This is a genomic window from Bradyrhizobium sp. 482_C4_N1_8 (genome assembly GCF_052075965.1).
GTDB lineage: Bacteria > Pseudomonadota > Alphaproteobacteria > Rhizobiales > Xanthobacteraceae > Bradyrhizobium > Bradyrhizobium barranii.
This window is the reverse complement of record NZ_CP197231.1, coordinates 4,792,486-4,818,534: the sequence shown is the minus strand read 5'-3', so window position 1 is coordinate 4,818,534 and position 26,049 is coordinate 4,792,486. Positions and strand designations below refer to the sequence as shown.

Below are 26,049 nucleotides of genomic sequence, written 5' to 3'. Positions count from 1 at the left end.
GCGATGGACCGTTCAATGCTCTACCGGCGTTTTCGCACGCTTCTGATCGCCAACCGCGGCGAGATCGCCTGCCGCGTCATCCGCACCGCGCGAGCCATGGGCCTGCGCACGGTCGCGGTCTATTCCGAGGCCGACCGCGACGCGATGCATGTCGCGCTAGCAGATGAAGCCGTGCTGCTCGGTCCGGCGCGGGCGCGCGACAGCTACCTCAGTGTCGAGCGGCTGATCGAGGCCGCGCGAAAGACCGGCGCGGAAGCCGTGCATCCCGGCTACGGTTTCCTGTCCGAAAATGCCGAGTTCGCGCGGGCGTGCCTGGAGGCGGGCCTGGTGTTCGTCGGCCCGACCGCCGCGATGATGACGGCGATGGGCTCGAAGTCCGGCTCCAAGGAGCTGATGGAGAAGGCCGGCGTGCCGCTGGTGCCCGGCTATCACGGCGAGGCCCAGGACGAGGCGACGCTTTCGAAGGCCGCGGACAAGATCGGCTTCCCGATCCTGGTGAAGGCGTCCGCCGGTGGTGGCGGCCGCGGCATGCGCATCGTGCGCTCGGCGGACGAGCTTGGGCCGGCGATCGTCAGCGCCAAGCGCGAGGCCAAGGCCGCGTTCGGCGACGACCGCATGCTGATCGAAAAATATGTCGACAATCCCCGCCACATCGAGGTGCAGATCATCGGCGACAGCCACGGCAATCTGCTGTCACTGTTTGAGCGCGAATGCACGTTGCAGCGCCGGCACCAGAAGGTGATCGAGGAGGCGCCGTCGCCGACGCTCAATCCCGCCCAGCGCGAGACCGTCTGCGCCGCCGCGCGAAAGGCGGCCGGAGCCGTGAACTATGTCGGCGCCGGCACGATCGAGTTCGTCTCCGACGGCAAGGACGTGTTCTTCATCGAGATGAACACGCGTCTTCAGGTCGAGCATCCCGTGACCGAGCTGATCACCGGCATCGATCTGGTCGAGTGGCAGCTGCGCGTCGCCTTCGGCGAGGCGCTGCCGCTGAAGCAGGACGAGCTCCGGCTCAATGGCCATGCGGTCGAGGCGCGTGTCTACGCGGAAAATCCGACCAAGAACTTCATGCCGTCGGTCGGGAGGATCTCGACTTGGCGGCTGCCGGCGGAAACCGGCGGCCTGCGCATCGACGCCGGCTATCGCGAAGGCGATACGGTCTCGCCCTATTACGATGCCATGCTCGCAAAAATGATCGCGTGGGCGCCGACGCGGGACGTCGCGATCGAACGGCTGAATCGCGGGCTGCAAGACTCCGACGTCCGCGGCATCGTCACCAACATCCCGTTCCTGTCGGCGCTGATGACGCATCCGAAGGTGCGGACCAATGCGATCGACACCGGCTTCATCGAGCGCGAGCTGGCGGGCCTAACGCAGGCCCCGCCGGCACCCGGCGAGCTCGAGCTGTGCGCAGCAGTCGCCGCTGTTATCAACGACGAGCGGCAGGCCGCGCAAGACGAGGCGAGTTCGCCCTGGCAGACTTTTGGCTGGCAGCCGGTCGGCCGCCGCCAGCGCAGCTTTGCCTTCCGCGTCGGCCATGGACCTGAACAGAAGATCACGCTGAATTACGGCAGCGGCCCCTCGACGCTGGTGACCGGCGACCGCGAATTGGCGTTCACGATCGCCCCGCGTGACGGCGGCTTCGATCTGACACTCGATGGCGTCAAATCACAGGTCGCAGCCGTGATCGACGGTCATGAGCTGTATTTGCGCACACGCAACGGCCGCTTCGACCTGCATTGGGTCGATCCGTTCGGCGGCGAGAGCGAAGAGCATGTCGGAGAGGACAAGATCGCGGCGCCTCTGCCGGGCACGGTCGTCGCCGTGCTGGCCGAGGAGGGCGCCAAGCTCGAGAAGGGCGCGCCGATCCTCACCCTGGAAGTGATGAAGATGGAGCAGACGCTGCGCGCGCCCTATGCCGGCGTGCTGAAATCAATCAAATGCAAGGTCGGAGACATCGTCCAGGAGGGCGTCGAGCTCGCCGTGGTCGAGCCATCGGGAGAGTGAGATGAGCGATCCCGTCCGCATCATCGAAATGGGGCCGCGCGACGGCCTCCAGAACGAGAAGACGCCCGTCAGCGTCGAGGCCCGCATCGCCTTCGTCGAGGCGCTCGTCACCGCTGGCCTCACCACGGTCGAGGTCGGCGCCTTCGTCTCGCCCAAGGCGGTCCCGCAAATGGCGAGCTCGGACGCCGTGCTGCGCGGCGTCAGCCACGTCAAGGGCGCCGAATTCCACGTGCTGGTGCCGAACGAGAAGGGCTATGACGCCGCGCGCGCTGCCGGCGCGCAAGTCGTCTCCGTGTTCGCGGCGGCCTCGGAAGGGTTTTCGCGCGCCAATATCAACTGCACGGTGGCGGAGTCCATCGAACGGTTCAAGCCGGTGCTGGCGCGCGCCCAGGCGGATGGCGTCAGGGTCCGCGGCTATATCTCCTGCGTGCTGGGCTGTCCGTTCGACGGCGAGATCAAGCCGAAGGCGGTCGCCGATCTCGCCAACACGCTGTGGGAGCTTGGCTGCTACGAGATCTCGCTCGGCGACACCATCGGCGTCGGCACGCCTGATAAGGCCAAGGAGATGCTGCGCGCGGTCATCGCCAATATCCCGCCGGCAAAACTCGCGATGCATTTCCACGACACCTATGGCCAGGCACTCGCCAATCTCTATGCCGGCCTGGAGGAGGGCGTCCGCGTCATCGATGCCGCCGCCGGCGGCCTCGGCGGCTGCCCCTACGCGCCGGGCGCGACCGGTAACGTCGCGACGGAGGACGTCGTCTACATGCTCGAAGGCATGGGCGTCAGGACCGGTGTCGACATGGACAAGCTGCTGGCGGCCACGAACGAGATGAGCGGCGTGCTGGGCAAGCCGCCTGTGAGCCGCGTAGCCTCCGCGCTGAACGCGAAGAAGAAGCGGGCTGCTTCGTAGGGTGGGCAAAGGCGCGTAGCGCCGTGCCCACCATCTCTCCGCGATTTTGATCTCAAATGGTGGGCACGCTTTCGCTTTGCCCACCCTACCAAACTGTGCCTTCAGGCCGCCTTCAGCCCGACATCCGGCAGGCGCGGCCGGTTCTTGAGCGCCTTCGCCATCATGGCCTCGACCTCGGCCTTCTCCTGCGGCAGCAGCGCGAGGCGGGGCGGGCGGGTCAGCGCGGTGCCGCGGCCCATGATGTGCTCGCACAGCTTGATGCACTGGACGAGGTCGGGGCGCGCATCGAGATGCAGCAGCGGCATGAACCATTCGTAGATCGGCATGGCTTCCGCAAAGCGGCCGGCCTTGGCGAGACGAAACAGCGTCTCGCCCTCGCGCGGGAACGCGTTTGACATGCCGGAGACCCAGCCCACCGCGCCCATAGCGATGCTCTCGACGATGACGTCGTCGAGACCAGCGAACAGCACGAAGCGGTCACCGACCATGTTCCTGGTGTCGATGAAGCGCCGCGTGTCGCCCGAGGAATCCTTGAAGCAGACCACGGTCTCGACGTCGGCGAGCGAGGCCAGGATGTCGGGGGTGACGTCGTTCTTGTAGATCGGCGGATTGTTGTAGAGCATCACCGGCAGGTCGGTCGCGCTGGCAACCGCGCGGAAATGTGCGGCGGTCTCGTGCGGCTTCGACGAATAGACCAGCGCCGGCATCACCATCACGCCGTCGATGCCGACGCGCGCGGCTTCCTTGGCGGTTTCGACCGCAAAGGCGGTGGTGAATTCGGCGATGCCACACAGCACGGGCACGCGGCCGGCCGCGACGGATTTCGCCGTCTCCATGATCGCGACCTTCTCCTTGCGCTCCAGCGAGGTGTTCTCGCCGACCGAGCCGCAGACGATCAGGCCGGAGACGCCGTCGCGGATCAACCCGTCCATGACCTTGGCGGTCGCGTCGATGTCGAGCGAGAGATTGTCGTGGAATTGCGTGGTGACGGCCGGGAAGACGCCTTCCCAGGAAACGCGGCGGCTCATGAATTGACTCCAAGTGAGTTTGCCGGCGGGGGGCTGGATCCGCCGGCTGTGGTGAAGAGGATAGCGGATGGGATCAGAGCGTCGCGCCGACCTTGCGCAGCTCGGCAAGGACAGGTGCCTTGGGCAGCCAGATCTTGTCGAACTCGGCGATGACAGCCTCGGTGTCGCCGGCCGGGACCTGGCGGATCGGGATCGGCGCGTTCTTGAAATTCTCGATCAGCGCGGGCTCGTTGGAGGCCAACTCGTCGATCTGCGCGTCCAGCGTCGACTTCACCGTCTTGGCGATCAGCTCGCGGTCGGCTGCGGGGAGCGTCTGCCAGACCCGGCCGGAAACGACCGCGGCCATCGGCATGAAGACGGCGTTCATCTGCAGGATCACCTTGGAGACCTTGTCGAAGCGCTGGTTCCAGGAGAATTCGAGATCGGCCTCGAGGCCATCGACCTGGCCGTTGGCCATCGCGTCGAACACCTGCGGCGTCGGGATCGGCGTCGGCGCGGCACCGAGCGAGGAATAGAAATCGCGATAGACCGGCGTCGGGTTGATGCGCAGCTTCATGCCCTTGATGTCGGCGAGCGAGTTCAGGTCCTTCGAGGAGAACACCGCGCGCATGCCGGTGATGCCCCAACCGAGGCCGATAGTGCCGGTCTCCTGCGGCAGCACATCGAACAACTTCACCGCAGCCGGATGCCGCACGAATTTCGCGACCGCAGGCGTCGAGCGGACGATGTAGGGCGCATTGATCGCGGCGATGTGCGGCACGCGCGAGCCGAGCTCGGCGGCCTGGATGAAGCCCATGTCGAGCGCGCCGGACTGCAATTGCTGCATCATCGCGGGCTCGTTGCCGAGCTGGCCGGAATGGAACACGGTCAGGGTGAGCCGGCCGTTGGTCGCGGCCTTGAGATCGTCGCCGAATTTCAGCGCCGCCTTGTTCCAGGAATGGCCATTGGGCGTGATCAGGCCGAGGCGGAATTCCTTGGCCTGGGCAAGCGCCAGCGAGGGCGCGAACACCGAGGCGGCGGCGCTGGCGGCGAGAAAGCGGCGGCGTGAAAGCGGCATGGTCGGGCTTCCTTTTGAACGGGCCTATTTGATGAGGATCAGCGAGAGCGACGGGTAGAGCGAGAGCAGCACCAGCAGGACGCAGGAGATGACGAAGAACGGCAGCGTCACCATGAACATCTTGCCGGGCTTGGCCCCGGTGACGGCGGCCGCGACGAAGAAGCAGAGCCCGACCGGCGGCGACAGCAGGCCGAGCACGAGGTTGATCACCACCACGACGCCGAAATGCCTGGGATCGATGTGGTAGACGTCGGTTGCAACCGGCAGCAGGATCGGCACCGTCATGATCAGGCCGGGAATGCCATCGATCACCGTGCCGATGATCAGCAGGATGACGTTGCAGATCAGCATGAAGCTGACCGGGTCCTTGGCGGCGGACTGGATCCAGCCGGCGGTTTCCTGCGGCACCTTGCCGAAGATCAGCACCCAGGAGAACACCGCCGCGGCCGCCACCAGGAACAGCACGATCGCCGAATAGATGGCGCTGCGCAGCATCATCTGCGGCAGCTGCGAGAACTCGAATTCCCTGGTCCAGTATTTCCCGACAAGTGCGGCGGCGACCGCGCCGACCGCAGCGGATTCCGTCGCATTGGCGAGGCCGCTGAGGATGGTGCCGACGATGACGATCGGGATCAGCAGGGTGGGTGACGTCCGCAGGATCGTCATGACGCGCTGGCGCGGCGTCTGATAATCCGCGCGGGGATAGTTGTAGACGTATCCCATCAGCGCGATGACGAGGCAGAACATCACCGTGAGGATCACGCCCGGCACGATGCCGGCGATCAGCATGTCGCTGACCGAGACCTGCGCGAGCACGCTGTAGACCACGAACATCACCGACGGCGGAATGATCGGGCCGAGCATGCCGCCATAGGCGGTCAATCCCGCCGCGAAGGTCTTGTCGTAGCCCTTCTTCTCCATCTCCGGCACCATGATCTGGGCCATGATCGCGACCTGCGCGGTCGCCGATCCCAGGATCGAGGAGATGAACATGTTGGCGAGGATGTTGACGTAGGCGAGCCCGCCCTTGAGCGAGCCGACGAAGGCCATCGCCATGTCGACGATGCGCCGCGTGATGCCGCCGCCGTTCATGATCTCGCCGATCAGGATGAAGAGCGGAATGGCGATCAGGCCGTAGCTGTCGACGCCGCCGAACAGCTGGAGCGGATAGGACTGGAACAGCACCGGATTGCCGGATGCTGCGATGTAGACGAGGCCGGCGAGGCATAGGCAGAGGCCGATCGGCACGCCGACCAGCATGATCGCGACGAAGGCGGCTGACGTGATCATCAGTTGACCCCGTCGAGTTCGGAGAGCGCAAAGCCCTTCGGCGGCGTGCGCGGGACCAGTTCGAGATCTTCCAGCAGGTTGGCGAGGCCGTGGATGGTCATCGAGACCGCGAAGATCGGCAGCGTCAAATAGAGCACCCAGGTCGGCCAGTTCAGCGTCTGGGTGTGCTCGGTGTAGAGAAAGTTGAAGGTCTCAGCCGCGAGCTTGCGCCCGTCGAAGCCGGCGCGCGCGAGACCAATCGGGTCCATCCAGAGCACGCAGGTCACGATCAGTGCGATTCCGAACGCGACGACCATGCCGGTCGAGATCACCTTTGCGATCTTCTGGTGCCGTGGCGAAAGACGCTCCGTCAGCATGGTGACCGCGAAATCGAGCCGCAGCCGCGTCATCGCGGACGCCCCGACGAAGGTCAGCCAGACCACGCAATAGACCGCGGATTCATCGATCCAGTAGATCGGGAAGCGCGCGTAGCGGGTGACGACGTTCACCAGGATCAGGCCGGTGAGCAGGTACATCAGGCCCATCAGCGCGACGCGCTCGACGGCGAGCAGGGCACTGGACGCGCCGACGACAATGCGTCGAACGCTGAATGCGCGCGTGGCCGGCATCGTCTGCTCGATCATGAAAGAGGCCCCGCCCCCTGAGAAATCTCGTGCTATCGGCAAATGTATAATTTATACATTTTGCGTGTCAAACGGAGATTGCGGTCATTTCGGCGGCAGGACGCGCTTTTGCTGGGCACTGGCTTTTGCCGGGCCCCACACTTTTGTTGGGCCCCTCAACATGCAAGAGAGAGACCGCTTCGGCCGGATGAGTCGGGAAGGACAACAGAAGGTCAGATGAAACAGCCTCTGAAGCATCGCACGCTGTCGGCCGCGATCGTCGACCAGCTCAGGCAGGCGATCCTCGACGGCACCTATCCGGCCGGATCGCAGCTACGGCAGGACGCACTTGGCGAGGCCTATGGCGTCAGCCGCATCCCGGTGCGCGAAGCGCTGTTCCAGCTCGAGGCCGAAGGCCTGGTGCGCATCGTTCCGCAGAAGGGCGCGATCGTCTCGGAGCTGTCGCTGGACGAGATCAACGATGTGTTCGACCTGCGCGGAATCCTGGAGCCACGCCTCCTGGCGCAATCGGCGCCGCGTTTCACCGCCGATGATTTCAGCGGGCTCGACGACATCCACAAGAGTTTTGAGAAGGCGATCAAGGCGCGCAACGTCAGCGAATGGGGGCAGCTCAACGCCGACTTCCACATGGCGCTCTATGTTCACGCCCCGCAGCCGCGTACGCGCGCGATCGTGCTGTCGCTGCTCCAGACCAGCGACCGCTACACGCGCCTCCAGCTCTCCAACACCAAGGCAATGGGGATCGCCGAAAAGGAGCACGCCCATCTGATCGCGCTCTGCCGCGCGCAGAAGGTCGAGGAGGCCTGCCGGTTTTTGGAGCGGCACATCGAGGCCGTGCGCAAGGATCTGTTGCAGGTGGTGGCCGGCAGCACGATCGCGCCGAAGTCACGGCGGAAGAGCGAGTCGTAATCGATGCGCTCATAGGGTGGCAAAGGCGCACTTGCGCCGTGCCCACCACGCTGTCCAACGGACACGACAAATGGCGGGCACGCTTCCGCCCTTCGCTCTTCGAGCTACGGCGGACAAGTCGCTTTGCCCACCCTACGGCAGCATCATCTGCTCCCGTCCGGCCCCATCACCAGGTCCGGCAGCCCGGTCGAGATTCCCGGGAAGAAGCACAGCAGCAGCACCGCGAGCATCATCAGCAGCACGAAGGGCAGGGTGCCCCAGATCACCTCGCGCAGGGGAATGTCCGGCGCGACGTTGCGGATGACGAAGATGTTGAGGCCGACCGGCGGATGGATCAGCCCCATCTCCATCACGATGGTCATGACTACGCCGAACCAGATGATGTCGAAATTGGCGGCGCGGAGCGGCGGCAGGATGATCGGCGCGGTCATGAGAATAATGGAGACCGGCGGCAGGAAGAAGCCGAGCACGACGACCATGACGAGGATCGCGAACAGCAGCTCCCAGCGCGGCAGGTGCATCGCGACGATGGATTCGGCGACCGATTGCGAGATGTGCAGATAGCTCATCACGTAGGAATAGAGCAGCGACATGCCGATGATCATCATCAGCATGGTCGATTCCCGGATCGTCGACTTCAAGATCGGGGCGAGGTCGCTCGGCCGCCAGACGCTGTAGATCGCCGCGATCAGCGCCAGCGCGAGCAGGCCGCCGAGGCCGGCGGTTTCCGACGGCGTCGCGTAGCCGCCATAGAGCGCGATCATGACGCCGGTGAGCAGCAGCACGAAGGGGATTACGCGCGGCAGCACGCTGAAGCGTTCGGCCAGCGTGTATTCGTCGCGGGCCAGGATCGCAGCCTCAGGCCCGCCTTTCTCAAAGATCGCCTGCGCCGCGGCATATTCCTGGCGGAAGCGGATCACCGCATAGGCGCCGAACAGGGACACCAGCAGCAGGCCGGGCCCGATGCCGGCGAGGAAGAGACGGCCGAGCGATTTTTCCGCGGCGACCGCGAACAGGATCATCGTGATCGAGGGCGGCAGCAGAATGCCGAGCGTGCCGCCGGCCGCGATGATGCCGGCGGCAAATCCGCCGGAATAGCCGCGCTTGCGCATCTCGGGGATGCCGGCCGATCCGATCGCCGAGCAGGTCGCGGGGCTGGAGCCCGCCATCGCCGCAAACAGCGCACAGGCGAACACGTTGGCGACGCCGAGGCCGCCGGGGACGCGATGCAGCCAGGCATGGAGGGCCGAATAGAGATCCTGGCCGGCGCGCGATTTGCCGATCGCGGCGCCCTTCAGGATGAAGAGCGGGATCGACAGCAGCGTGATCGAGGCCATTTCCTCGTAGACGTTCTGCGTCACCGTATCCAGGGACGCGGCCGGCATGTAGATGCCCATGAACACGACCGCGACCGCGCCGAGCGCGAACGCGATCGGCATGCCTGAAAACATCACGACCAGCGTCGCGATACCGTAGGCGAGGCCGATACCGAAAACGCTCATGGACGCCTGGCTCCTGCGAAAGGCAGCGCAAGCTGCACGAGGATCTGGATGCAGAGCAGGCTCATCCCGAGCGCCATCAGCGAATAGGGAATGGCGAGCGGCGGCGACCACATCGAGTTCGAGACCTGGCCGTCGACATAGGCTTCATGGGTCAGCGTCCAGGACTTCCAGGCGAAAAAGGCGCAGAACAGGAACGTCGCGGCATCGACCAGCCAGAGCCTGATCCGGTTCGCGAGCGGCGACAGCAGGCCGACAAAGGCCTCGATGCCGATATGGCCGCGGTTCTGCTGCACATAGGCCGCCGTCATGAAGGTGGCGCCGACCAGGAGGAATACGGCGGCCTCGTCCTGCCAGTAATTGGCGGCCTTGAACAGAGCGCGGCTGAGCACGCTGTAGCTCAGGATGGCGCAAGCCGCGATCAGCGCGATCGCTGCGAACACGACGATGATGGTGTTGAGGACGGCGAGACCGCGATCGATCGCCGCCGCAAGGCCGGTCCCTGCGGCAGCGTTCGCCTGGTCGTCACGATCCGGAAGCGGACCGTGGCTCATGCGCCGACGTCGGAGGCGAGCTTGAGCAGGTTGGCGGCGGTCGCGGTCTTGGCGCCGTAATCCTTCCACGCGGTGTCGCGGGCGATGTCGCGCCATTTGCCGACGGTGGCGGCATCGAGCGCACTGACCTTGGCGCCGGCCTTCTCGTAGACCTTGGCGACCTCGACGTCGTCGTCCTGCGCGCCCTTGCGGCCGAAGGCTTCGAGCTCGGTGCCGACCGCGAGCAGGACGTCCTGCTGGTTCTTCGGCAGCTTGTCGAAGATCGCCTTCGACATCATCAGCGGCTCGAGCATGAACCAGTAGGAGGCACCCGCACCGGAGGTCAGCGACTTCGCGACCTCTTCGAGCCGGAACGAGATCAGGCTGGTCGAGGAGGTGATGCCGGCATCGCAGGCGCCGGTCTGCATCGCCGCGTAGATTTCGTTCGACGGCACCGAGAGCACCGAGGCGCCGGCGGTCTGGAGCACCATGTCCATTTCGCGCGAGCCGCCGCGCACCTTCATGCCCTTGGCATCTTCAGGGGCGACGATCGGTTTGGAGCGGCTGGCGACGCCGCCGGCCTGCCACACCCAGGTGAGCAGGATGATGCCCTTGTCGGCGAGGAAGTCAGTCAGCGCCTTGCCGACCGGCGCCTTCTTCCAGCGCATGCCCTGGTCGTAGGTGGTCACGAGGCCCGGCATCAGGCCGATATTGGTCTCCGGCAGCTCACCACCGGCGTAAGGCATCGGATAGAGGCTGATGTCGAGCGCGCCCTTGCGCATCGCGGAGAACTGCGCGTTGGTCTTGATCAGCGAGGAGTTCGGATAGATTTCAGCGGCGATGTCGCCTTTGCTGCGCTTGGCGACTTCAGCCGCGAACATGCGGCAAAGCCGGTCGCGGAAGTCGCCCTTGTCGATGGTCCCTCCCGGGAATTGATGCGAGATCTTCAGCGTGGTCGCGGCATGCGCGGTACCAGTGCCGAAGCGAAGAATGGCGGGTGCGGCGACGGCGGTCGCGATCAGATGACGGCGCGTGAGCATGGTGTATCCCCTTGGACGGCCCTTGGCCGGTTCTTGTTTGGTGTGAGGTGGGCTGGGTCCTTGAGACCAGCGCATAGGTCCATCCTAGCCGGTCTCTCACCCAATATTCTCTCATCTGATAGTTCGAGACCGAATGCCGGGGCAAGTGCCGGCCTTGCTGCAGTGCACACGGAACATCCTCGCAGCCGGCCCGCAGAAATTTTGTCAGTGGGCGCGTAACAACGCCAGCGGGCAATCCGTCGAGATCAGATAGCGGCGTCCGTCGCTGACAAACACCATCTCGAAGGGAAATCACTCATGACCATTCGCACCCGCATCGTGCTCGGCGTCTCGGCTGCCGCTCTGTCGCTTGGCCTCGCGCTGTCGCCGGCCGCTTTTGCCCAGGACAAGATGGGCAAGGACGACGGCATGATGAAGAAGGACACGATGTCCAAGGACGGCATGAAGAAGGACACCATGTCCAAGGACGACGGCATGAAGAAGGACCACATGTCGAAGGACGGGATGAAGAAAGACGACGGGATGATGAAGAAGAACTGATCTTCCGCCGTCGTCGCGGCGTCTGCGAAGGCAGCCGCGCGCTTGGAAGTCCGAGGGCGGTCACATGGACCGCCCCCAGCGATGTTTCAGTTCAACTTCACTTGAACGCGACGTGAGTTGAACGTGACTTGCGAACGTTACTTCCGCTTAGCCTTTCGGGCAGCGTAGCGGGCGTCGCGCTTGGCCTTTTGCTCGGCCTCGACTTCAGCCTGCTTGGCGATCGCTTCTTCCGCTTCGCGGGCGATACGCGCGGCTTCGGCCGCTGCAGCTTCTTCCGCAATACGCTTCTGCTCGGCCTTCTCGGCTTCGCGCGCGGCCTTTGCCTCTGCGCGCTTGGCCGCGAGCGCCTCGCGCTCAGCACGACGTGCCGCCACGGCCGGATCATCCAGCCCGGGCTGCGACTTGAATTTGTTCAAAAGATTTTTGCGCGCTTCCTGCGCCGCCTTTTGCCGGTCTGAAAACCCGGGTTCCCTAAATCCACTCACGGGCCTTGCCTTCCTCGCTTTCAATCCTACATCGGTGACTGTTGGTACGTCGGCTGGGCATAGCAGGCACCACGCGACGCAGAAGCGTGTACATCGGCGCGCGTCGCGAAGCCACCCATAATCGCAGCCGATCAGGTAGACGAAAAATCGCCACCCCCGACGATCTCTCGTAGCCCCGAAAAACTGCCGAATTGTGATGTCCTTCATAGAGGACCACACGGAGCGGCGCCTAGCGTCCGCCCGGTACGAGACGGAGCACGGGCATGATGATCTCAAGACTGAGCCCGAAGGCGCTCGCAATCGCCGTCGCGGTGGTCGCCTTGGCTGGCGTCGCACTGTTGCTTGCCCGCCCGAAGCCGATCGAAAGTGCCGTCCTCGGCGCGGATTGGGAATGCACCCAGACCGCATTCTTGCTGACGACCTGCGCACCGCGGGCCACACCGGCGGTCGAAACCTCGCGCAAGGATGCGATCCGGCAGACCCGGGGCTGAACGATCGACCGGGATGTGACGCGACGTCGCAGAGGTGGTAAAGCCGGCTCACCCCTGCGATCGGCCAGTCATGTCCAAGTCTGAGTCCAAGTCTGAGTCCAAGCCCGAACCGGGCAAAAAGCCCAAATCCCTCGCAAAACCTCAATCCGGCGACAACCGTCGCGGCGCGATTGCCGGATTGGTCATCGCGCTCGTGATCCTCGGTGTCGGCTGGTGGCTCGCCCGCGATCTCACCGCGGCCAGCAAGATGCAGGACTGCCTGATGTCGGGGCGGACCAACTGCAATGTGATCGAGCCGGCGCGCTAGAACGGTTCCGCCGCGCCCCCAGGGCCGAAAATTGCCGTGATCTTAATCATTTGTAACGGGACTTAGCCGACCAAAGCAGGTCAGTTATGTCCGCCGGCATCAGCCAGGCGCGAGGCGAATCGTCTATCGCGCTAGGCACCACGGCAATCGCGAGAGTAGGGGGTCAAGCACGCATGAGTGCGTCCAGCCGCATGAAGATCATTATTCCCTTGGTTTCGGCCATGTCCCTTGTCGCGCTTTCGGCGCAGGCACAGGACTCATTGCCGCCAAGACCCCAGGCCCAGACGCCTGCGGGGCCCGGCGCGGGCGCGCCGCCCCAGAACAACCAGAACATGCGCAAGGGCCCCCCGCCGCAGCAGGCGGCCCGGCCCGCGCAACAGCCCGGCGGCCAGCCCCACGCCGGCGGCCCCGGTCCCGGCCCGCACGGAGCAGGCGGCCCGCCGCCCGGACGCAATTACGCCAGGGGCCCCGCACCGGAGCGCGACTGGGGCGGACACGCCTATCGCGGCAATCGCGCCTGGGATGGCGGGCGCTGGCGCCACGAGGTCCGCAACGGCCGCTCCGGCTGGTGGTGGGACGTCGGCGGCGTCTGGTACTATTATCCGCAGCGGATGGCCGGCCCGCCGGCCTACATCTCCGAGGATTACTTCGACGACATGCCGGTGGCCTATGCTCCGGCGCCGCCTCCCGTCGCCTACGAACCGCCGCCGCCTCCGCCACCGGCTGATCCCGGCGCAAGCGCACTTGGCGGCGCCATCGTCGGCGGCGTGCTGGGCGGCCTGATCTCGGGCAACGCCTCGGGCGCGGCCGCGGGTGCCGTGATCGGCGGCGCCACCGGCGCGATCGCCGGCGCCACGGCTGCCTCGCGGCCCGGCTATTATTTCGCCCAGGGCAATTGCTACTACCGCTATCCGAGCGGCCAGTATGTGCAGGCCGATCCTCGCGCGTGTTACTGAGGCTTCAGGCAAGGTCTGAAACAAGGAGGCGGGCGCAGGCCCGCCTCTTTTTGTCTGGGCAACGTATTGCTTGCTGAAGCGATACTGATCGCTTCGCGCGTCACACCAGCCAGTTGAAGAACGCGATCGCGGCCCAGACCAGGCCTGCGATCCAGGCCAGCATCACGATACCGATGGTGGCAAGAAACGTGGCGCCGAACAGGTCGGGCCTTGCGCGTCGCGTTGGGACGTGAGCCTCGGCTGCTGCTTCCTGTGTCATGATGGACCACCCATGCCCTCTCGCGGTGGTGCGAGCGGTTGAGTTCTGTTTAGCCGAGACGCCGGTTGCAGGCTGTGACGCACTTCACAGATGCGTCAGGGTGGGTTCGGACGACGCGAAGCCACCCCGCATTCATACGGACGAAATTGCCATCGGTCCGTCCATATCGGTCGGTTAGGTTCGGCCTCATGTGCCCCAAGTACGACCCACAGCACGAAGCCGAGGCGGCGATGAAGCGGGCCGCGGCGTCCGCCGACGGCGCCGACCGGCAGAGACTGATCCAACTGGCTCTGGCCTGGCATCAACTCGCCCGCGACCGGCGCGACGAGCAGACGGACTAATCGCATCCTCGGCGAGATCTCGCGTCAATGGCCGGCCGAGGTCGGGACGCTGGTTGGCCTGCATGAGAAAGCCCCGTGCTCGGGGGGACAAGCACGGGGCCCTTCAAAGCCGACCGGGGCTGGCGGGTCGGCACCACTCCATTTCGTTGCAGCCAACGTGCTGGTCGTGATCTCGTTCGCGGCGCTACGCATTTCGTCGCGCCGTGGTTCGCTGCGACTGACGTTGCGCGGTTAGGAACATCCGTTCCCCGTCGACGTTGGCCGGCTATGACAGACCCCGAATTGCGCGCGCAGTCTTTCGAGATCGCCTGGAAATATCTCGACCAATCCGGCCTGCTCACCGGTGAGCCCAATGATTCAGCCCGCTTCATCCTGAACAGGATCGACCGGTTGATGCTGCGCGGCGAGCGGCGCAGGCTGCTGCTGTCGAACGCCGCGATCGATGCGTACCGATTGCGGCCCGTGCTCGTGACCTCGGATGCATGAACGAACCGAGCCAGCGAAACGCGGCATTAATGAATGCGCGCTGCCGATTTTTGCGATGACGATTCGTGCTTTTGGAACGAAGCGGAGTCGGACCGTGAACAAAAGAAATGCCGCTTAGGCGTCGGCTGATCTGGTGCTGCGCCTGACTCAATCGATCGCCAGGCAGTGCTCCAGATGTGGCTCCGAGTCCGCCTTCTGGCGGCTTGGACGCGCCCAGGCCTGAATAGCGAAGGCGAGTTGATGCTGACTGGCCGCCGCGTCCGCAATGGAAGCCCGCGCCGTCTCGATGCGCCGTGTGATCACGCTGGAGTTCACGACGCCAGCGTCGATTGCCAAATACGACATCGCGATCACGGCAACCGCAGATGCGATAGTCATTCTCGTCCACTCGGTTGGCAGCATCGAATTCCCTATCGGGCGCACGTCGCCCGGCGCATAGATAGGGTTCGTCTGTCCGGTTCAAAGACCGGGGCGAGGGTACCCACGTATTCGTGAAGTAATGAGGATTGGTAACTGTGCGTCCGTCACGTCGATCAAGCGGCACCGAAATTCCGGCAGCGCGAATCGAAATCGTCCACGGGATCGACGAGAACAGCGAGGCTCTTGAAGACGTCTCCGGTGAGCGGGCGGCCGATACCGCAAGTCGGCTCTCATCGGCCTCGTCAATCCAGTGATGAATGGCGATCCCAGCAGGACTCGAACCTGCAACCCGCGGAGTAGAAATCCGCTACTCTATCCAGTTGAGCTATGGGACCGTCTTGAGGCCAGCCTTGGCTGCCGCCTGCCGGTCTTCTATCACGCCAGATATAAAAAATCCTCGACCCCGCCAAGTCTGAACCGAACCGTTTTCCTGAACGCCGCGACTAAGCGGAACGGTGGGGTGTCAGGGTGCCGGGTTGAGCGGCAGCGGACTGGACGATGGATTACATCGCCGGGAACGCTGGCCAGCTTCCGGGACACGGCCGCCGGTCGATCGGTCAGGTATGGCTGCGCCATCAGGACGGCGTGCGCGGTGATATCTCGATCGGTCTCCTCAGGGCTTGCCTTGTCATGGCGAATGCGACGATTTGCACCTTTGGTTCCATCGCCTTGAGTCGGTCACCTTTCCGCGCATTTCATGCTCACGCGGCGTTCGCCGCGATTTCCGGGAGTCCATTATGATCGGTCTTGTTCGCGCCGTCACACTCTGCGCCACGCTGGCGCTCGGCCTTAGCGCAGCGCTGGCCGCCGACAAAGCGTTCAAGCGCGACGACCTCGCCGATTCCGCGATCAAGCTGGAGGCCCAGATCAAGAGCGAGGCGGGGCCGGTCGCCAAGACCAGCGCGACGCTGCGCACCGACGCCGACGCCGCCTTCCGGCGCAATGATTTCCGCACCGGGCTGTCGGTGCTCGGCCAGATCGCCGCGACCACGCCGGAGGATACCGGCAACTGGCTGCGGCTCGCCAAGGTGATCTTCCAGATCTCGCCGAAGAGCTCTAGCGAGCAGACGTTCCTGCTGGAGCGGGCCTCGACCGCCGCCTACATCGCCTACCAGCGCGCCGGCAATCCGGGCGAGGAGGCGGATGCGCTCGCCGTGCTCGGCAAGTCGCTGGCCGAACGCAAGCTGTGGCGGCCGGCGCTGGATGCGCTGCGGCTGTCGCTCGACATGCGCGAGGTCGCCGACGTTCGCGGCCAATACGAGAAGATGCGCGACGAGCACGGCTTCCGGCTGCTCGACTATACCGTGGACTCGGATTCGGCGAGCCCGCGCGCCTGCTTCCAGTTCTCGGAGGAGCTGGCCAAGCGCACCGATTTCGCGCCGTACCTCGCGCTGGCGGGCCAGGACAAGCCGGCGCTATCGGCCGAAGGCAAGCAGCTCTGCGTCGACGGGCTGAAGCACGGCGAGCGCTACAACATCAATCTGCGCGCCGGCTTGCCGTCCACCGTGAAGGAGGGCCTGCCGAAATCGGCCGAGTTCAACGTCTATGTGCGCGACCGCAAGCCCTTCGTGCGCTTCACCAGCCGTGCCTATGTGCTGCCGCGGACCGGCCAGCGCGGCATTCCCGTGGTCAGCGTCAACACGCCCGCCGTCAACGTCAACGTCTTCCGGATCGGCGACCGCAACCTGATCAACACGGTGGTCGACAGCGATTTCCAGAAGACGCTGTCGCGCTACCAGCTCGCCGATCTCGGCGGCGAGCGTGGCGTCAAGGTCTGGACCGGCGAGCTCGCGACCGCGATGACGCTGAACCAGGACGTCACCACCGCATTCCCGGTCGACCAGGCGCTCGGCGAGCTCCAGCCCGGGGTCTACGTGATGACCGCCGCGGCCAAGGGGCCGGGCTCGGACGACGATTACCAGCTCGCGACGCAATGGTTCATCGTCTCAGACCTCGGGGTCACCGCCTATTCCGGCAATGACGGCATCCATGTCTTCGTGAACTCGCTGGCCTCGACCGATCCGGTCGGCAAGGCCGAGGTGCGGCTGGTCGCGCGCAACAACGAGATTTTGGCGACCCGCAAGACGGATGAGTCCGGCCATGTGCTGTTCGAGGCGGGGCTTGCGCGTGGCGAGGGCGGCCTGTCGCCGGCGATGCTGACTGTCACGGGCGAGAAGGCCGACTATGCTTTCCTGAGCCTGAAGACCTCGGCTTTCGACCTGTCCGACCGCGGCGTTTCGGGCCGGGCGGTGCCATCGGGCGCCGATGCCTTCGTCTACGCCGAGCGCGGCGTCTATCGCTCCAGCGAGACCGTCTATCTCACCGCGCTCTTGCGCGACGGGCAGGGCAATGCCATTGCCGGCGGGCCGCTGACGCTGGTGATCGAGCGCCCCGACGGCGTCGAATTCCGCCGCGCGGTGCTGGCCGACCAGGGCGCCGGCGGCCGTACGCTGTCCGTGCCGCTCAATTCGGCCGTCCCGACCGGGACCTGGCGGGTGCGTGCCTTCACCGATCCGAAGGGCTCGTCGGTCGGCGAAACCACCTTCATGGTCGAGGATTACGTTCCAGATCGGATCGAATTCGACTTGTCCGCCAAGGACAAGCTGATCAAAGCTAACGCTCCGGTGGAGCTCAAGGCGGATGGTCATTTCCTCTATGGAGCGCCGGCGTCGGGTCTCCAGCTCGAAGGCGACATGCTGGTCGCGCCCGCGAGCGAACGCCCGGGCTTTGCCGGCTACCAGTTCGGCGTCGCCGACGAGGAGACCACCTCGAACGAGCGCACGCCGCTGGAGAATTTGCCGGAAGCCGACGCCAACGGCGTTGCCACCTTCCCGGTGACGCTGGACAAGCAGCCCGCCTCGACGCGCCCGCAGGAAGCGCAGATCTTCGTTCGCATGGTCGAGACCGGCGGCCGTGCCGTCGAGCGCAAGATCGTGCTGCCGGTCGCGCCCGCCAACGCCATGATCGGCATCAAGCCGCTGTTCGGCGACAAGAACGTCGCCGAGGGCGACAAGGCCGAGTTCGACGTCGTGTTCGTCTCGCCCGAAGGTGAGAGGCTGCGCCGCGATGGCCTGCGCTACGAGCTCCTGAAGATGGAGTCGCGCTACCAGTGGTATCGCCAGAACAATTACTGGGAGTACGAGCCGGTCAAATCGACTTCGCGCGTTTCCGACGGCGACGTGACGATCGCGGCCGACAAGCCGTCGCGGATTTCGCTGGCACCGCAGCCCGGCCGCTATCGGCTCGATGTGAAGTCGAACGATGCCGACGGTCCGGTGACCTCGGTGCAGTTCGATGTCGGCTGGTATTCCGACGGCAGCGCCGACACGCCGGACCTGCTGGAGACCTCGATCGACAAGCCGCAATATGCCTCCGGCGACACCATGACGGTATCGGTGAACGTCCGCAGCGCCGGCAAGCTCACCGTCAATGTGCTCGGCGACCGCCTGCTGACGACGCAGACCATCGACGTCAAGGAAGGTACCGCGCAGGTGAGGCTGCCGGTCGGCAAGGACTGGGGCACCGGCGCCTATGTGGTGGCGACGCTGCGCCGGCCGCTCGATGCGGCTGCGCAACGCATGCCGGGCCGGGCGATCGGCCTGAAATGGTTCGGCATCGACAAGCAGACCCGCACGCTCCAGGTGAAGCTGACGCCGCCGGCACTGGTCCGGCCGAATGCGACGTTGAAGATCCCGGTCAAGCTCGACGGGCTCAATCCGGGCGAGGACGCCAAAATCGTCATCGCCGCGGTCGATGTCGGCATCCTCAACCTGACCAATTACAAGCCGCCGGCGCCGGACGATTACTATCTCGGCCAGCGCCGCCTGAGCGCGGAAATCCGCGATCTCTATGGGCAACTGATCGACGGCATGTCGGGCACGCGCGGACAGATCAAGTCCGGCGGCGATGCCGGCGCCGGCGAATTGCAGGGCTCTCCGCCCGCGCAAAAGCCGCTCGCGCTCTACTCGGGCATCGTCACGGTCGCCGCCGACGGCACCGCCGAAGTGAGCTTCGATATCCCCGAGTTCGCCGGCACCGCGCGCGTCATGGCGGTGGCGTGGACCGCCACGAAACTCGGCCGTGCCAACACGGATGTCGTGATCCGCGATCCCGTGGTGCTGACCACGACCTTGCCGCGCTTCCTGCTCAATGGCGACCACGGCACGGTCAACCTCGAGATCGACAATGTCGAGGGCCAGGCCGGCGACTACGTCATCAACGTGAAGACCGGCGGCCCGGTGAAGATGACCGGCAATCCCGCAACCACGGTCAAGCTCGCCGCCAAGCAGCGCAACGCGTTTACGCTCGCAATCGACGCGACGGCGGCGGGGCAGGCGACGCTCGACGTGGACATCAAGGGGCCGAACGGCCTTGCGCTGGCGCGTCACTATGCGCTCGACGTCAAGGCGGCGACACAGGTGCTGGCGCGGCGTTCGATCCGGACGCTGGCGAAGGGTGAAAGCCTGACGCTGACCTCGGACATGTTCTCCGATCTCGTCCCGGGCACCGGCAGCGTCTCGGTTTCGGCCAGCCTGTCGACGGCGCTCGACGCCGCAACGATCCTGAAGGCGCTCGACCGCTACCCCTATGGCTGCTCGGAACAGATCACGAGCCGTGCCTTGCCGTTGCTCTATGTCAATGAGCTCGCCGTCGGCGCGCATCTGGCCATGGACACCGAGGTCGACCAGCGCATCCGCGATGCGATCGAGCGGCTCCTGGCACGCCAGGGCTCCAACGGCTCGTTCGGCCTGTGGTCGGCCGGAGGCGACGACGCCTGGCTCGACGCCTACGTAACGGACTTCCTCACCCGCGCCCGCGAAAAAGGCTTTGCGGTGCCGGACGTGCTGTTCAAGAACGCGCTCGACCGTATCCGCAACTCGGTCGTGAACGGCAACGAGCCTGAGAAGGACGGCGGGCGCGATCTCGCCTACGGCCTCTACGTGCTCGCGCGTAACGGCGCTGCTCCGATCGGCGATCTGCGCTACCTCGCCGACACCAAGCTCGCCAACCTCGCAACGCCGATCGCGAAGTCGCAGCTTGCGGCGGCGCTCGCACTGGTCGGCGACCGCAACCGCGCGGAACGCGTCTACGGTGCCGCGCTCGACAGCCTTGCGCCAAAACCGGTGCTGGAGTTCGGCCGCACCGACTACGGCTCGCAGCTTCGCGATGCCGCCGCGCTGGTCTCGCTCGCCAGCGAAGGCAATGCGCCGAAGGCGACGCTGACGCAGGCGGTGTCGCGGGTCGAGACCGCGCGCGGTCTGACGCCCTACACTTCGACGCAGGAGAATGCGTGGCTGGTGCTGGCGGCGCGCGCGCTCGCCAAGGAGAACCTGTCGATGGACGTCGACGGCCAGCCGGTCAAGACCGCGCTGTACCGCAGCTACAAGGCCGTGACGCTGGAGGGCAAGCCACTGAAGATCACCAACACCGGCGATGCGCCGGTCCAGGCGGTGGTCTCGGTGTCGGGCTCGCCGGTCACGCCGGAGCCGGCTGCATCGAACGGCTTCAAGATCGAGCGCAATTACTTCACGCTCGACGGCAAGCCCGCCGACATCAGCAAGGTCAAGCAGAACCAGCGTTTCGCCGTGGTGCTGAAGATCACCGAGGCGAAGCCCGAGTACGGCCACATCATGGTGTCCGACTATCTGCCCGCGGGCCTCGAGATCGACAATCCGAAGCTGGTGTCGTCGGGCGACAGTGGCACGCTGGACTGGATCGAGGACGGCGAGGAGCCTGAAGATACCGAGTTCCGTGACGACCGCTTCACGGCGGCGGTCGATCGCGCCTCGGACTCCAAGTCGGTCTTCACCGTCGCCTACGTCGTGCGCGCGGTCTCGCCCGGCAAATACGTGCTGCCGCAGGCCTATGTCGAGGACATGTACAATCCCTCGCGCTACGGCCGGACCGGGACGGGTAACGTCGAGGTGCGGGCGGCGAAGTGAGTGGAGAGATGAGCGAAGCAGAGCCACATACTCCGTCGTCATGCCCGGGCAAAAGCGCGAAGCGCGTCTTCGCGCAGATGTCCCGGGCATCCACGAGCTGTGGCGCTGCCGGCAAAGACGTGGATGGCCGGGTCAAGCCCGGCCATGACGGGGCAAGGGGCAGGGGCTTTCGCGTCCTCTCGGGCCTCGCGCTCACGCTCATCCTCGCCATCTTCGGCTTTGTCGCCTGGGTCTACTCGCTCGGCCCGCTCCCGCTCGACGAGGCGCGCCAGGTCTCCACCACCATCGTCGATCGCAACGGAAAACTGCTGCGCGCGTATGCCATGGCCGACGGCCGCTGGCGGCTGCCGGTCGATGCCAAGGCCAATGTCGATCCGACCTATCTCAAACTGCTGCTCGCCTATGAGGACCAGCGCTTCTACGCGCATAACGGTCTCGACCCGCTCGCTCTCGGGCGCGCCGCACTACAGCTCACCACGCGCGGCCACATCGTCTCGGGCGGCTCGACCATCTCGATGCAGCTGGCGCGGCTGATGGAGCCGCGGCGGCAGCGCTCGCTCTATGCAAAGCTGCGGCAGATCGTGCGGGCGATCGAGATCGAGCGCAGCATGAGCAAGGCTGAGATCCTCGACCTCTATCTCGCGCTCGCGCCCTACGGCGGCAATCTCGAAGGCATCCGCTCAGCCTCGATCGCCTATCTCGGCAAGGAGCCGAAGCGGCTCTCTCTGGCCGAGGCCGCGCTGCTGGTGGCGCTGCCGCAATCGCCGGAGACGCGCCGGCTCGATCGCTATCCCGAGGCCGCACGCAAGGCGCGCGACCGCGTGCTGGACCGCATGGTCGAGGAGCATGTGGTCAGTCTTGAGGACGCGAAGCAGACCAAGGCCGTGCCCGTGCCAAAACTGCGCAAGCCGATGCCGATCCTCGCGCCGCACGCTTCCGACACGGCGCTGTCGACGGTCAAGGATACGCCGGTCATCAAGCTGACGCTCGATGCCAATCTGCAAAAGGTGCTGGAGCCACTGGCGCGCGACCGCGCCATTGCGCTCGGGCCCAACATCTCGGTCGGCATCATCGTGGTCGACAATGAGAGCGGCGACGTGCTCGCCCGCGTCGGTTCGGCCGATTATTTCGACGAGAGCCGGGCGGGGCAGGTCGACATGACCCGCGCCGTCCGCTCGCCGGGTTCGACGCTGAAACCCTTCATCTATGGGCTCGCCTTCGAGGACGGTTTTGTCCATCCCGACAGCCTGATCGACGACAGGCCCGTCCGCTTCGGCTCCTACGCGCCGGAAAATTTCGACATGACGTTTCAGGGCACGGTGCCAGTGAAGAAGGCGCTGCAATTGTCGCTGAACGTGCCGGCGATCGTGCTGCTCGACCGCGTCGGCGCGAGCCGGCTGTCGTCGCGGCTGCGGCAGGCCGGCGGCAATCTGGTCCTGCCCAAGGACGAGGCACCGGGGCTCGCGATGGGACTCGGCGGCGTCGGTGTGACACTCCAGGACCTCACCCAGCTCTATACGGGTTTCGCTCGGCTCGGCACCACCATGCCGTTGCGCGACCTCATGACCGGCCGGGACGATCGGGAACCGCTGCGGCTGCTGGACCAGGTTGCGGCCTGGCAGGTCGGCAACGTGCTCCTGGGCACGCCGCCGCCCGAAAACGCCGCCCACAACCGCATCGCGTTCAAGACCGGCACCTCGTACGGCTATCGCGACGCCTGGTCGGTCGGCTTCGACGGCCGCATGACCATCGGCGTCTGGGTCGGCCGGCCCGACGGCGCGCCGGTTCCCGGCCTGATCGGCCGCGTGGCCGCAGCCCCGATCCTGTTCGACGCCTTCGCGCGCACCGGCAAGACGCTGGCCCCGTTGCCGAAGCCGCCGAAGGGAACCCTGGTCGCCAGCAACGCCAAGTTGCCATTGCCACTCAAGCGGTTCCGCCCGGTCGGGGACCTGGTGCGGACCGGCAGCGAGCAGGCGCTGCACATCCAGTTCCCGCTGAACGGCTCGCGGATCGATGTCGACCGTTCCGGCGGCGAGGGGAGCGCAGCCATGCCGGTGAAGGTCGCCGGCGGCGTCCTTCCCATGACCGTCATGGTTAATGGAACATCACTCGGCGAGATCGACGGGCGCCGCCAGCGCCTGATCGATCCGCCCGGTCCGGGCTTTGCGCGGCTTACCGTGATCGACGCAACTGGCGCCGCGGACACAGTTGTCATTCGAATTCAATGACCCCGCCTTAACCGGTTGTCGGAATGACGGTTTCAGCGTAAGCGGAACCAATGGCCGAGACCTATCCCAGCCCCCGTTTTGGAGCACCCCGCGAGCCGAAAGCGCCCGTGAATCCGGGCAGCCGGCTCGTGCTTATGCTGGACTACGCCACGGCCAGTCACGCCCGCGCAGTCGGCTTCCTGCTGCTGTGTGCGCTGCTGCTGTTCCTGCCGGGCTTCTTCACGATTCCGCCTGTTGACCGCGACGAGGCGCGCTTCGCGCAGGCCACCAAGCAGATGGTCGAGAGCGGCGATTATGTCGACATCCGTTTCCAGGAAGACGTCCGCTACAAGAAGCCGGTCGGCATCTACTGGTTGCAATCGGCCGCAGTTGAAGCCGCATCAGCGCTCAAGCTGCCGAAGGCCGAATTGCGGATCTGGGTGTACCGGCTGCCGTCGCTGATCGGCGCCATCGGCGCCGTGCTGATGACCTATTGGGCGGCGCTCGGCTTCGTCACGCGGCGCGCGGCGGTGCTTGCCGCGCTCCTGATGTGTGCCTCCGTGCTGCTCGGCGTCGAGGCGCGGCTGGCGAAAACCGATGCGATGCTGCTGTTCTGCGTGACCGCCGCGATGGGCGCAATGTCGCGCGCCTATCTGTCGTGGCAGCGCGCCGAGGATGAGACCCATCCGCCGTGGAGCTGGCCCGCGATCTTCTGGACCGCGCTCGCGGTCGGCATCCTGATCAAGGGTCCGCTGATCCTGATGTTCGCAGGCCTCACCATTGTCGCGCTCGCGATCCAGGACCGTGATGCCTCGTGGCTGTGGAAGCTGCGTCCGCTCTGGGGCCTGATGTGGATGCTGGTGCTGGTGCTGCCCTGGTTCGTCGCGATCTTCTGGCGCGCGGGTGATGCCTTCTTCGCCGATTCCGTCGGCGGCGACATGCTGAGCAAAATCGGCGCCCAGGAATCCCATGGCGCGCCGCCCGGACTGTATCTGGCGCTGTTCTGGATCACATTCTGGCCGGGCGCGCCGCTTGCGGCGATGGCGGCGCCGGCGGTGTGGCGGGCCCGGCGCGAGCCCGGCGCGCAGTTCCTGCTGGCCTGGCTGATCCCGTCCTGGATCGTGTTCGAGGCGGTGCTGACCAAACTGCCGCATTACGTGCTGCCGCTGTATCCGGCGATCGCGATCCTCACGGTCGGTGCGCTGGAGCGGAACGTGCTGTCGCGCTCGTGGCTCGCGCGCGGCTCGGCGTGGTGGTTCGCGATTCCCGCTGCCGCCTCGATCATCGCCGTGGTCGGCGCGGTCATGCTGACGCGGCAACCGGCGTTCGTGGCCTGGCCGTTCATTGCGGCCTCGCTCATCTTCGGTCTGTTCGCCTGGTGGCTGTTCGACACCAACCGCGCCGAGCGCTCGCTGCTCAACGCGCTGGTCGCAGCGCTGATGCTCGCGGTCGTGGTCTACGGCATCGTGCTGCCGTCGCTGACCCCGCTGTTTCCGAGCATCGAGATCGCACGCGCGCTTCGCAACGTCACCTGCGTCGGGCCGAAGGCAGCCGCCGCCGGCTATCACGAGCCGAGCCTCGTGTTCCTGACGGGCACGCAGACGCTGCTCACCGACGGCTCGGGCGCGGCGGATTTCCTGCGGCAGGGGAGCTGTCGCTTCGCGCTGATCGAGCAGCGCTCGGAGCGCAGCTTCGTGCAGCGGGCCGAGGCGATCGGGCTGCGCTACAAGGTAGGTACCCGCATCGACGGCTATAATTTCTCGCAAGGGCGCGCGATCTCGATCTCGATCTTCCGCTCGGAAGGCACTGAGTAGATGCCAGCGCCGGCCGACAGCGCGCCACGCCCGGGCTATCCCGCGCAATTGCTCGCGGTGTCGGGCCATGCCCTGGTGCAGCTCGTCCGTACGCCTTCGCATTCGCGCCGCGCCGAAGCCGCGCGAAAGCTGGCGCGGCATTCGCTGTGGCTCAGTGCGGCCGGTGCGACCTTGATCATCGTGCTGATGCTCGCGTTCGATCAGACCGAGATCCAGCTGATGCCGACGCGCGGCACGCCGAGCCTGTGGCCGATCCGTATCCTCACCGATTTCGGCAAGGACGAGTATGTGCTCTCGGTGCTCGGGGGGACGCTGGTGGTCCTGGCGCTCGTTGCAGCGGGATTGCACGGCACCCGTCGTGGGCTGCTGCTCGGCATCGGTACGCGGCTGCAGTTCATGTTTCTGTCTGTCGCCCTGTCCGTGTTCGTTGCCGAGATCCTGAAATATCTCATCGGCCGCGGCCGTCCGTTCGTGAGCGGCAAGGCCGATCCGTTCAACTTCATCCCGTTCGAGGGAACGGGGGCTTATGCCAGCCTGCCGTCGGGTCATGCGGTGACGGCGTTTGCGCTGGCGTTTGCTGTCTCGGCGCTGTGGCCGCGCCTGCGCGTGTTCATGTTCACTTACGCAATCGTGATCCTGCTGACCCGGCTGGTGCTGCTCGCGCATCATCCGAGCGACGTCGTCGCCGGCGCTCTGGTCGGCATGGTCGGCGCCATGGCAGTGCGCTACTGGTTCGCGGCCCGGAGGCTCGGCTTTGCCATCCGCGCCGACGGCACCATTGTGCCTCTTGCAGGGGCGGTCTCGGGCCGCCTCAAAAGGGTTGCCCACGGGGCATCCGCCCCATAAAAGCGGCTGCCTGCCGGGACCGCCGGTTCCCCGGGGCAGGCCAATTCCAACCACGA

24 protein-coding genes and 1 tRNA gene are annotated in these 26,049 nt (G+C 65.7%); 14 read left to right on the top strand and 11 right to left on the bottom strand.

The window, feature by feature from the left end; genetic code table 11:
- Positions 1–3: 3 nt before the first annotated feature.
- Positions 4–2,007 carry an acetyl/propionyl/methylcrotonyl-CoA carboxylase subunit alpha gene (locus AB7Z56_RS22990; protein WP_063983443.1) on the top strand — a complete coding sequence of 668 codons (2,004 nt, stop codon included), beginning with the start codon at positions 4–6 and terminating at the stop codon, positions 2,005–2,007.
- Position 2,008: 1 nt separating this feature from the next.
- The gene (locus tag AB7Z56_RS22985; protein WP_063983442.1) at positions 2,009–2,920 is read left to right on the top strand and encodes a hydroxymethylglutaryl-CoA lyase; all 912 of its coding nucleotides are present in this window, start codon (positions 2,009–2,011) and stop codon (positions 2,918–2,920) included.
- A 101-nt stretch (positions 2,921–3,021) separates the two neighbouring features.
- Here the strand turns inward: AB7Z56_RS22985 and AB7Z56_RS22980 are convergent, their stop codons facing one another.
- The 4 genes from AB7Z56_RS22980 to AB7Z56_RS22965 all read right to left on the bottom strand — a co-directional run bounded on the left by AB7Z56_RS22980 (position 3,022) and on the right by AB7Z56_RS22965 (position 6,903).
- The gene (locus AB7Z56_RS22980; protein WP_063983441.1) at positions 3,022–3,948 is read right to left on the bottom strand and encodes a dihydrodipicolinate synthase family protein; all 927 of its coding nucleotides are present in this window, start codon (positions 3,946–3,948) and stop codon (positions 3,022–3,024) included.
- Positions 3,949–4,021: 73 nt separating this feature from the next.
- Positions 4,022–5,005, bottom strand: a complete 984-nt coding sequence (locus AB7Z56_RS22975; protein ID WP_354096302.1) for a TRAP transporter substrate-binding protein — start codon at positions 5,003–5,005, stop codon at positions 4,022–4,024.
- 24 nt (positions 5,006–5,029) lie between these two features.
- Positions 5,030–6,295, bottom strand: coding sequence for a TRAP transporter large permease (locus tag AB7Z56_RS22970; RefSeq protein WP_063983439.1), 1,266 nt, complete (start codon positions 6,293–6,295; stop codon positions 5,030–5,032).
- On the bottom strand, positions 6,295–6,903 hold the full coding sequence (locus AB7Z56_RS22965; protein ID WP_063986387.1) for a TRAP transporter small permease: 609 nt from the start codon (positions 6,901–6,903) through the stop codon (positions 6,295–6,297). Before AB7Z56_RS22965 ends, AB7Z56_RS22970 begins: the two co-directional genes overlap by 1 nt.
- Before the next feature lie 231 nt (positions 6,904–7,134).
- Here AB7Z56_RS22965 and AB7Z56_RS22960 point away from each other — a divergent pair, with 231 nt between their 5' ends.
- Positions 7,135–7,827 carry a GntR family transcriptional regulator gene (locus tag AB7Z56_RS22960; RefSeq protein ID WP_063983438.1) on the top strand — a complete coding sequence of 231 codons (693 nt, stop codon included), beginning with the start codon at positions 7,135–7,137 and terminating at the stop codon, positions 7,825–7,827.
- A 143-nt stretch (positions 7,828–7,970) separates the two neighbouring features.
- On the opposite strand, the gene AB7Z56_RS22955 is transcribed toward AB7Z56_RS22960, so the two are convergent.
- Genes AB7Z56_RS22955 through AB7Z56_RS22945 form a run of 3 tightly spaced genes read right to left on the bottom strand, consistent with a single transcriptional unit; the run spans position 7,971 to position 10,899 of the window.
- The gene (locus tag AB7Z56_RS22955) at positions 7,971–9,329 is read right to left on the bottom strand and encodes a TRAP transporter large permease (protein ID WP_063983437.1); all 1,359 of its coding nucleotides are present in this window, start codon (positions 9,327–9,329) and stop codon (positions 7,971–7,973) included.
- Positions 9,326–9,880 carry a TRAP transporter small permease gene (locus AB7Z56_RS22950; protein ID WP_063983436.1) on the bottom strand — a complete coding sequence of 185 codons (555 nt, stop codon included), beginning with the start codon at positions 9,878–9,880 and terminating at the stop codon, positions 9,326–9,328. The genes AB7Z56_RS22955 and AB7Z56_RS22950 overlap by 4 nt, the downstream gene beginning before the upstream one ends.
- The gene (locus AB7Z56_RS22945; protein WP_063983435.1) at positions 9,877–10,899 is read right to left on the bottom strand and encodes a TRAP transporter substrate-binding protein; all 1,023 of its coding nucleotides are present in this window, start codon (positions 10,897–10,899) and stop codon (positions 9,877–9,879) included. Before AB7Z56_RS22945 ends, AB7Z56_RS22950 begins: the two co-directional genes overlap by 4 nt.
- Positions 10,900–11,196: 297 nt before the next feature.
- Between AB7Z56_RS22945 and AB7Z56_RS22940 the strand changes: the two genes are divergently transcribed.
- The gene (locus AB7Z56_RS22940; protein WP_028150975.1) at positions 11,197–11,439 is read left to right on the top strand and encodes a pentapeptide MXKDX repeat protein; all 243 of its coding nucleotides are present in this window, start codon (positions 11,197–11,199) and stop codon (positions 11,437–11,439) included.
- A 137-nt stretch (positions 11,440–11,576) separates the two neighbouring features.
- On the opposite strand, the gene AB7Z56_RS22935 is transcribed toward AB7Z56_RS22940, so the two are convergent.
- Entirely contained in the window at positions 11,577–11,924 is a 348-nt protein-coding gene (locus AB7Z56_RS22935) for a DUF6481 family protein (RefSeq protein ID WP_071914157.1), read from the bottom strand.
- A 263-nt stretch (positions 11,925–12,187) separates the two neighbouring features.
- Here AB7Z56_RS22935 and AB7Z56_RS22930 point away from each other — a divergent pair, with 263 nt between their 5' ends.
- The 3 genes from AB7Z56_RS22930 (at position 12,188) to AB7Z56_RS22920 (ending at position 13,678) form a co-directional block, all read left to right on the top strand.
- Positions 12,188–12,415 carry a hypothetical protein gene (locus AB7Z56_RS22930; RefSeq protein WP_028150973.1) on the top strand — a complete coding sequence of 76 codons (228 nt, stop codon included), beginning with the start codon at positions 12,188–12,190 and terminating at the stop codon, positions 12,413–12,415.
- A gap of 70 nt (positions 12,416–12,485) precedes the next feature.
- Positions 12,486–12,722 carry a hypothetical protein gene (locus AB7Z56_RS22925; RefSeq protein WP_063983433.1) on the top strand — a complete coding sequence of 79 codons (237 nt, stop codon included), beginning with the start codon at positions 12,486–12,488 and terminating at the stop codon, positions 12,720–12,722.
- A 173-nt stretch (positions 12,723–12,895) separates the two neighbouring features.
- Entirely contained in the window at positions 12,896–13,678 is a 783-nt protein-coding gene (locus AB7Z56_RS22920; protein WP_247310434.1) for a hypothetical protein, read from the top strand.
- 100 nt (positions 13,679–13,778) lie between these two features.
- Here the strand turns inward: AB7Z56_RS22920 and AB7Z56_RS22915 are convergent, their stop codons facing one another.
- Positions 13,779–13,937: a hypothetical protein gene (locus tag AB7Z56_RS22915; RefSeq protein ID WP_028161343.1), complete on the bottom strand. Its 159-nt coding sequence runs from the start codon at positions 13,935–13,937 to the stop codon at positions 13,779–13,781.
- A 188-nt stretch (positions 13,938–14,125) separates the two neighbouring features.
- On the opposite strand from AB7Z56_RS22915, the gene AB7Z56_RS22910 reads away from it, so the two are divergent.
- Positions 14,126–14,278, top strand: a complete 153-nt coding sequence (locus AB7Z56_RS22910; RefSeq protein ID WP_014495428.1) for a hypothetical protein — start codon at positions 14,126–14,128, stop codon at positions 14,276–14,278.
- A gap of 267 nt (positions 14,279–14,545) precedes the next feature.
- Positions 14,546–14,764, top strand: coding sequence for a hypothetical protein (locus tag AB7Z56_RS22905; RefSeq protein WP_063983431.1), 219 nt, complete (start codon positions 14,546–14,548; stop codon positions 14,762–14,764).
- Between the two features lie 147 nt (positions 14,765–14,911).
- Here the strand turns inward: AB7Z56_RS22905 and AB7Z56_RS22900 are convergent, their stop codons facing one another.
- Both AB7Z56_RS22900 and AB7Z56_RS22895 read right to left on the bottom strand, forming a co-directional pair.
- Positions 14,912–15,166, bottom strand: a complete 255-nt coding sequence (locus AB7Z56_RS22900; protein WP_354123820.1) for a hypothetical protein — start codon at positions 15,164–15,166, stop codon at positions 14,912–14,914.
- Positions 15,167–15,442: 276 nt separating this feature from the next.
- Positions 15,443–15,519, bottom strand: a tRNA-Arg gene (locus tag AB7Z56_RS22895).
- Between the two features lie 163 nt (positions 15,520–15,682).
- On the opposite strand from AB7Z56_RS22895, the gene AB7Z56_RS22890 reads away from it, so the two are divergent.
- The 5 genes from AB7Z56_RS22890 (at position 15,683) to AB7Z56_RS22870 (ending at position 25,993) form a co-directional block, all read left to right on the top strand.
- On the top strand, positions 15,683–15,925 hold the full coding sequence (locus AB7Z56_RS22890; RefSeq protein WP_155795229.1) for a hypothetical protein: 243 nt from the start codon (positions 15,683–15,685) through the stop codon (positions 15,923–15,925).
- Entirely contained in the window at positions 15,922–21,126 is a 5,205-nt protein-coding gene (locus AB7Z56_RS22885; RefSeq protein WP_354123819.1) for an alpha-2-macroglobulin family protein, read from the top strand. Before AB7Z56_RS22890 ends, AB7Z56_RS22885 begins: the two co-directional genes overlap by 4 nt.
- A 119-nt stretch (positions 21,127–21,245) precedes the next feature.
- The gene (gene pbpC, locus AB7Z56_RS22880; RefSeq protein WP_441256422.1) at positions 21,246–23,354 is read left to right on the top strand and encodes a penicillin-binding protein 1C; all 2,109 of its coding nucleotides are present in this window, start codon (positions 21,246–21,248) and stop codon (positions 23,352–23,354) included.
- Between the two features lie 50 nt (positions 23,355–23,404).
- Positions 23,405–25,147 carry an ArnT family glycosyltransferase gene (locus AB7Z56_RS22875; RefSeq protein ID WP_028151725.1) on the top strand — a complete coding sequence of 581 codons (1,743 nt, stop codon included), beginning with the start codon at positions 23,405–23,407 and terminating at the stop codon, positions 25,145–25,147.
- Positions 25,148–25,993 (top strand): phosphatase PAP2 family protein, encoded by an 846-nt coding sequence (locus AB7Z56_RS22870; RefSeq protein WP_354123818.1) that lies wholly within the window; start codon positions 25,148–25,150, stop codon positions 25,991–25,993.
- Positions 25,994–26,049 lie beyond the last annotated feature (56 nt).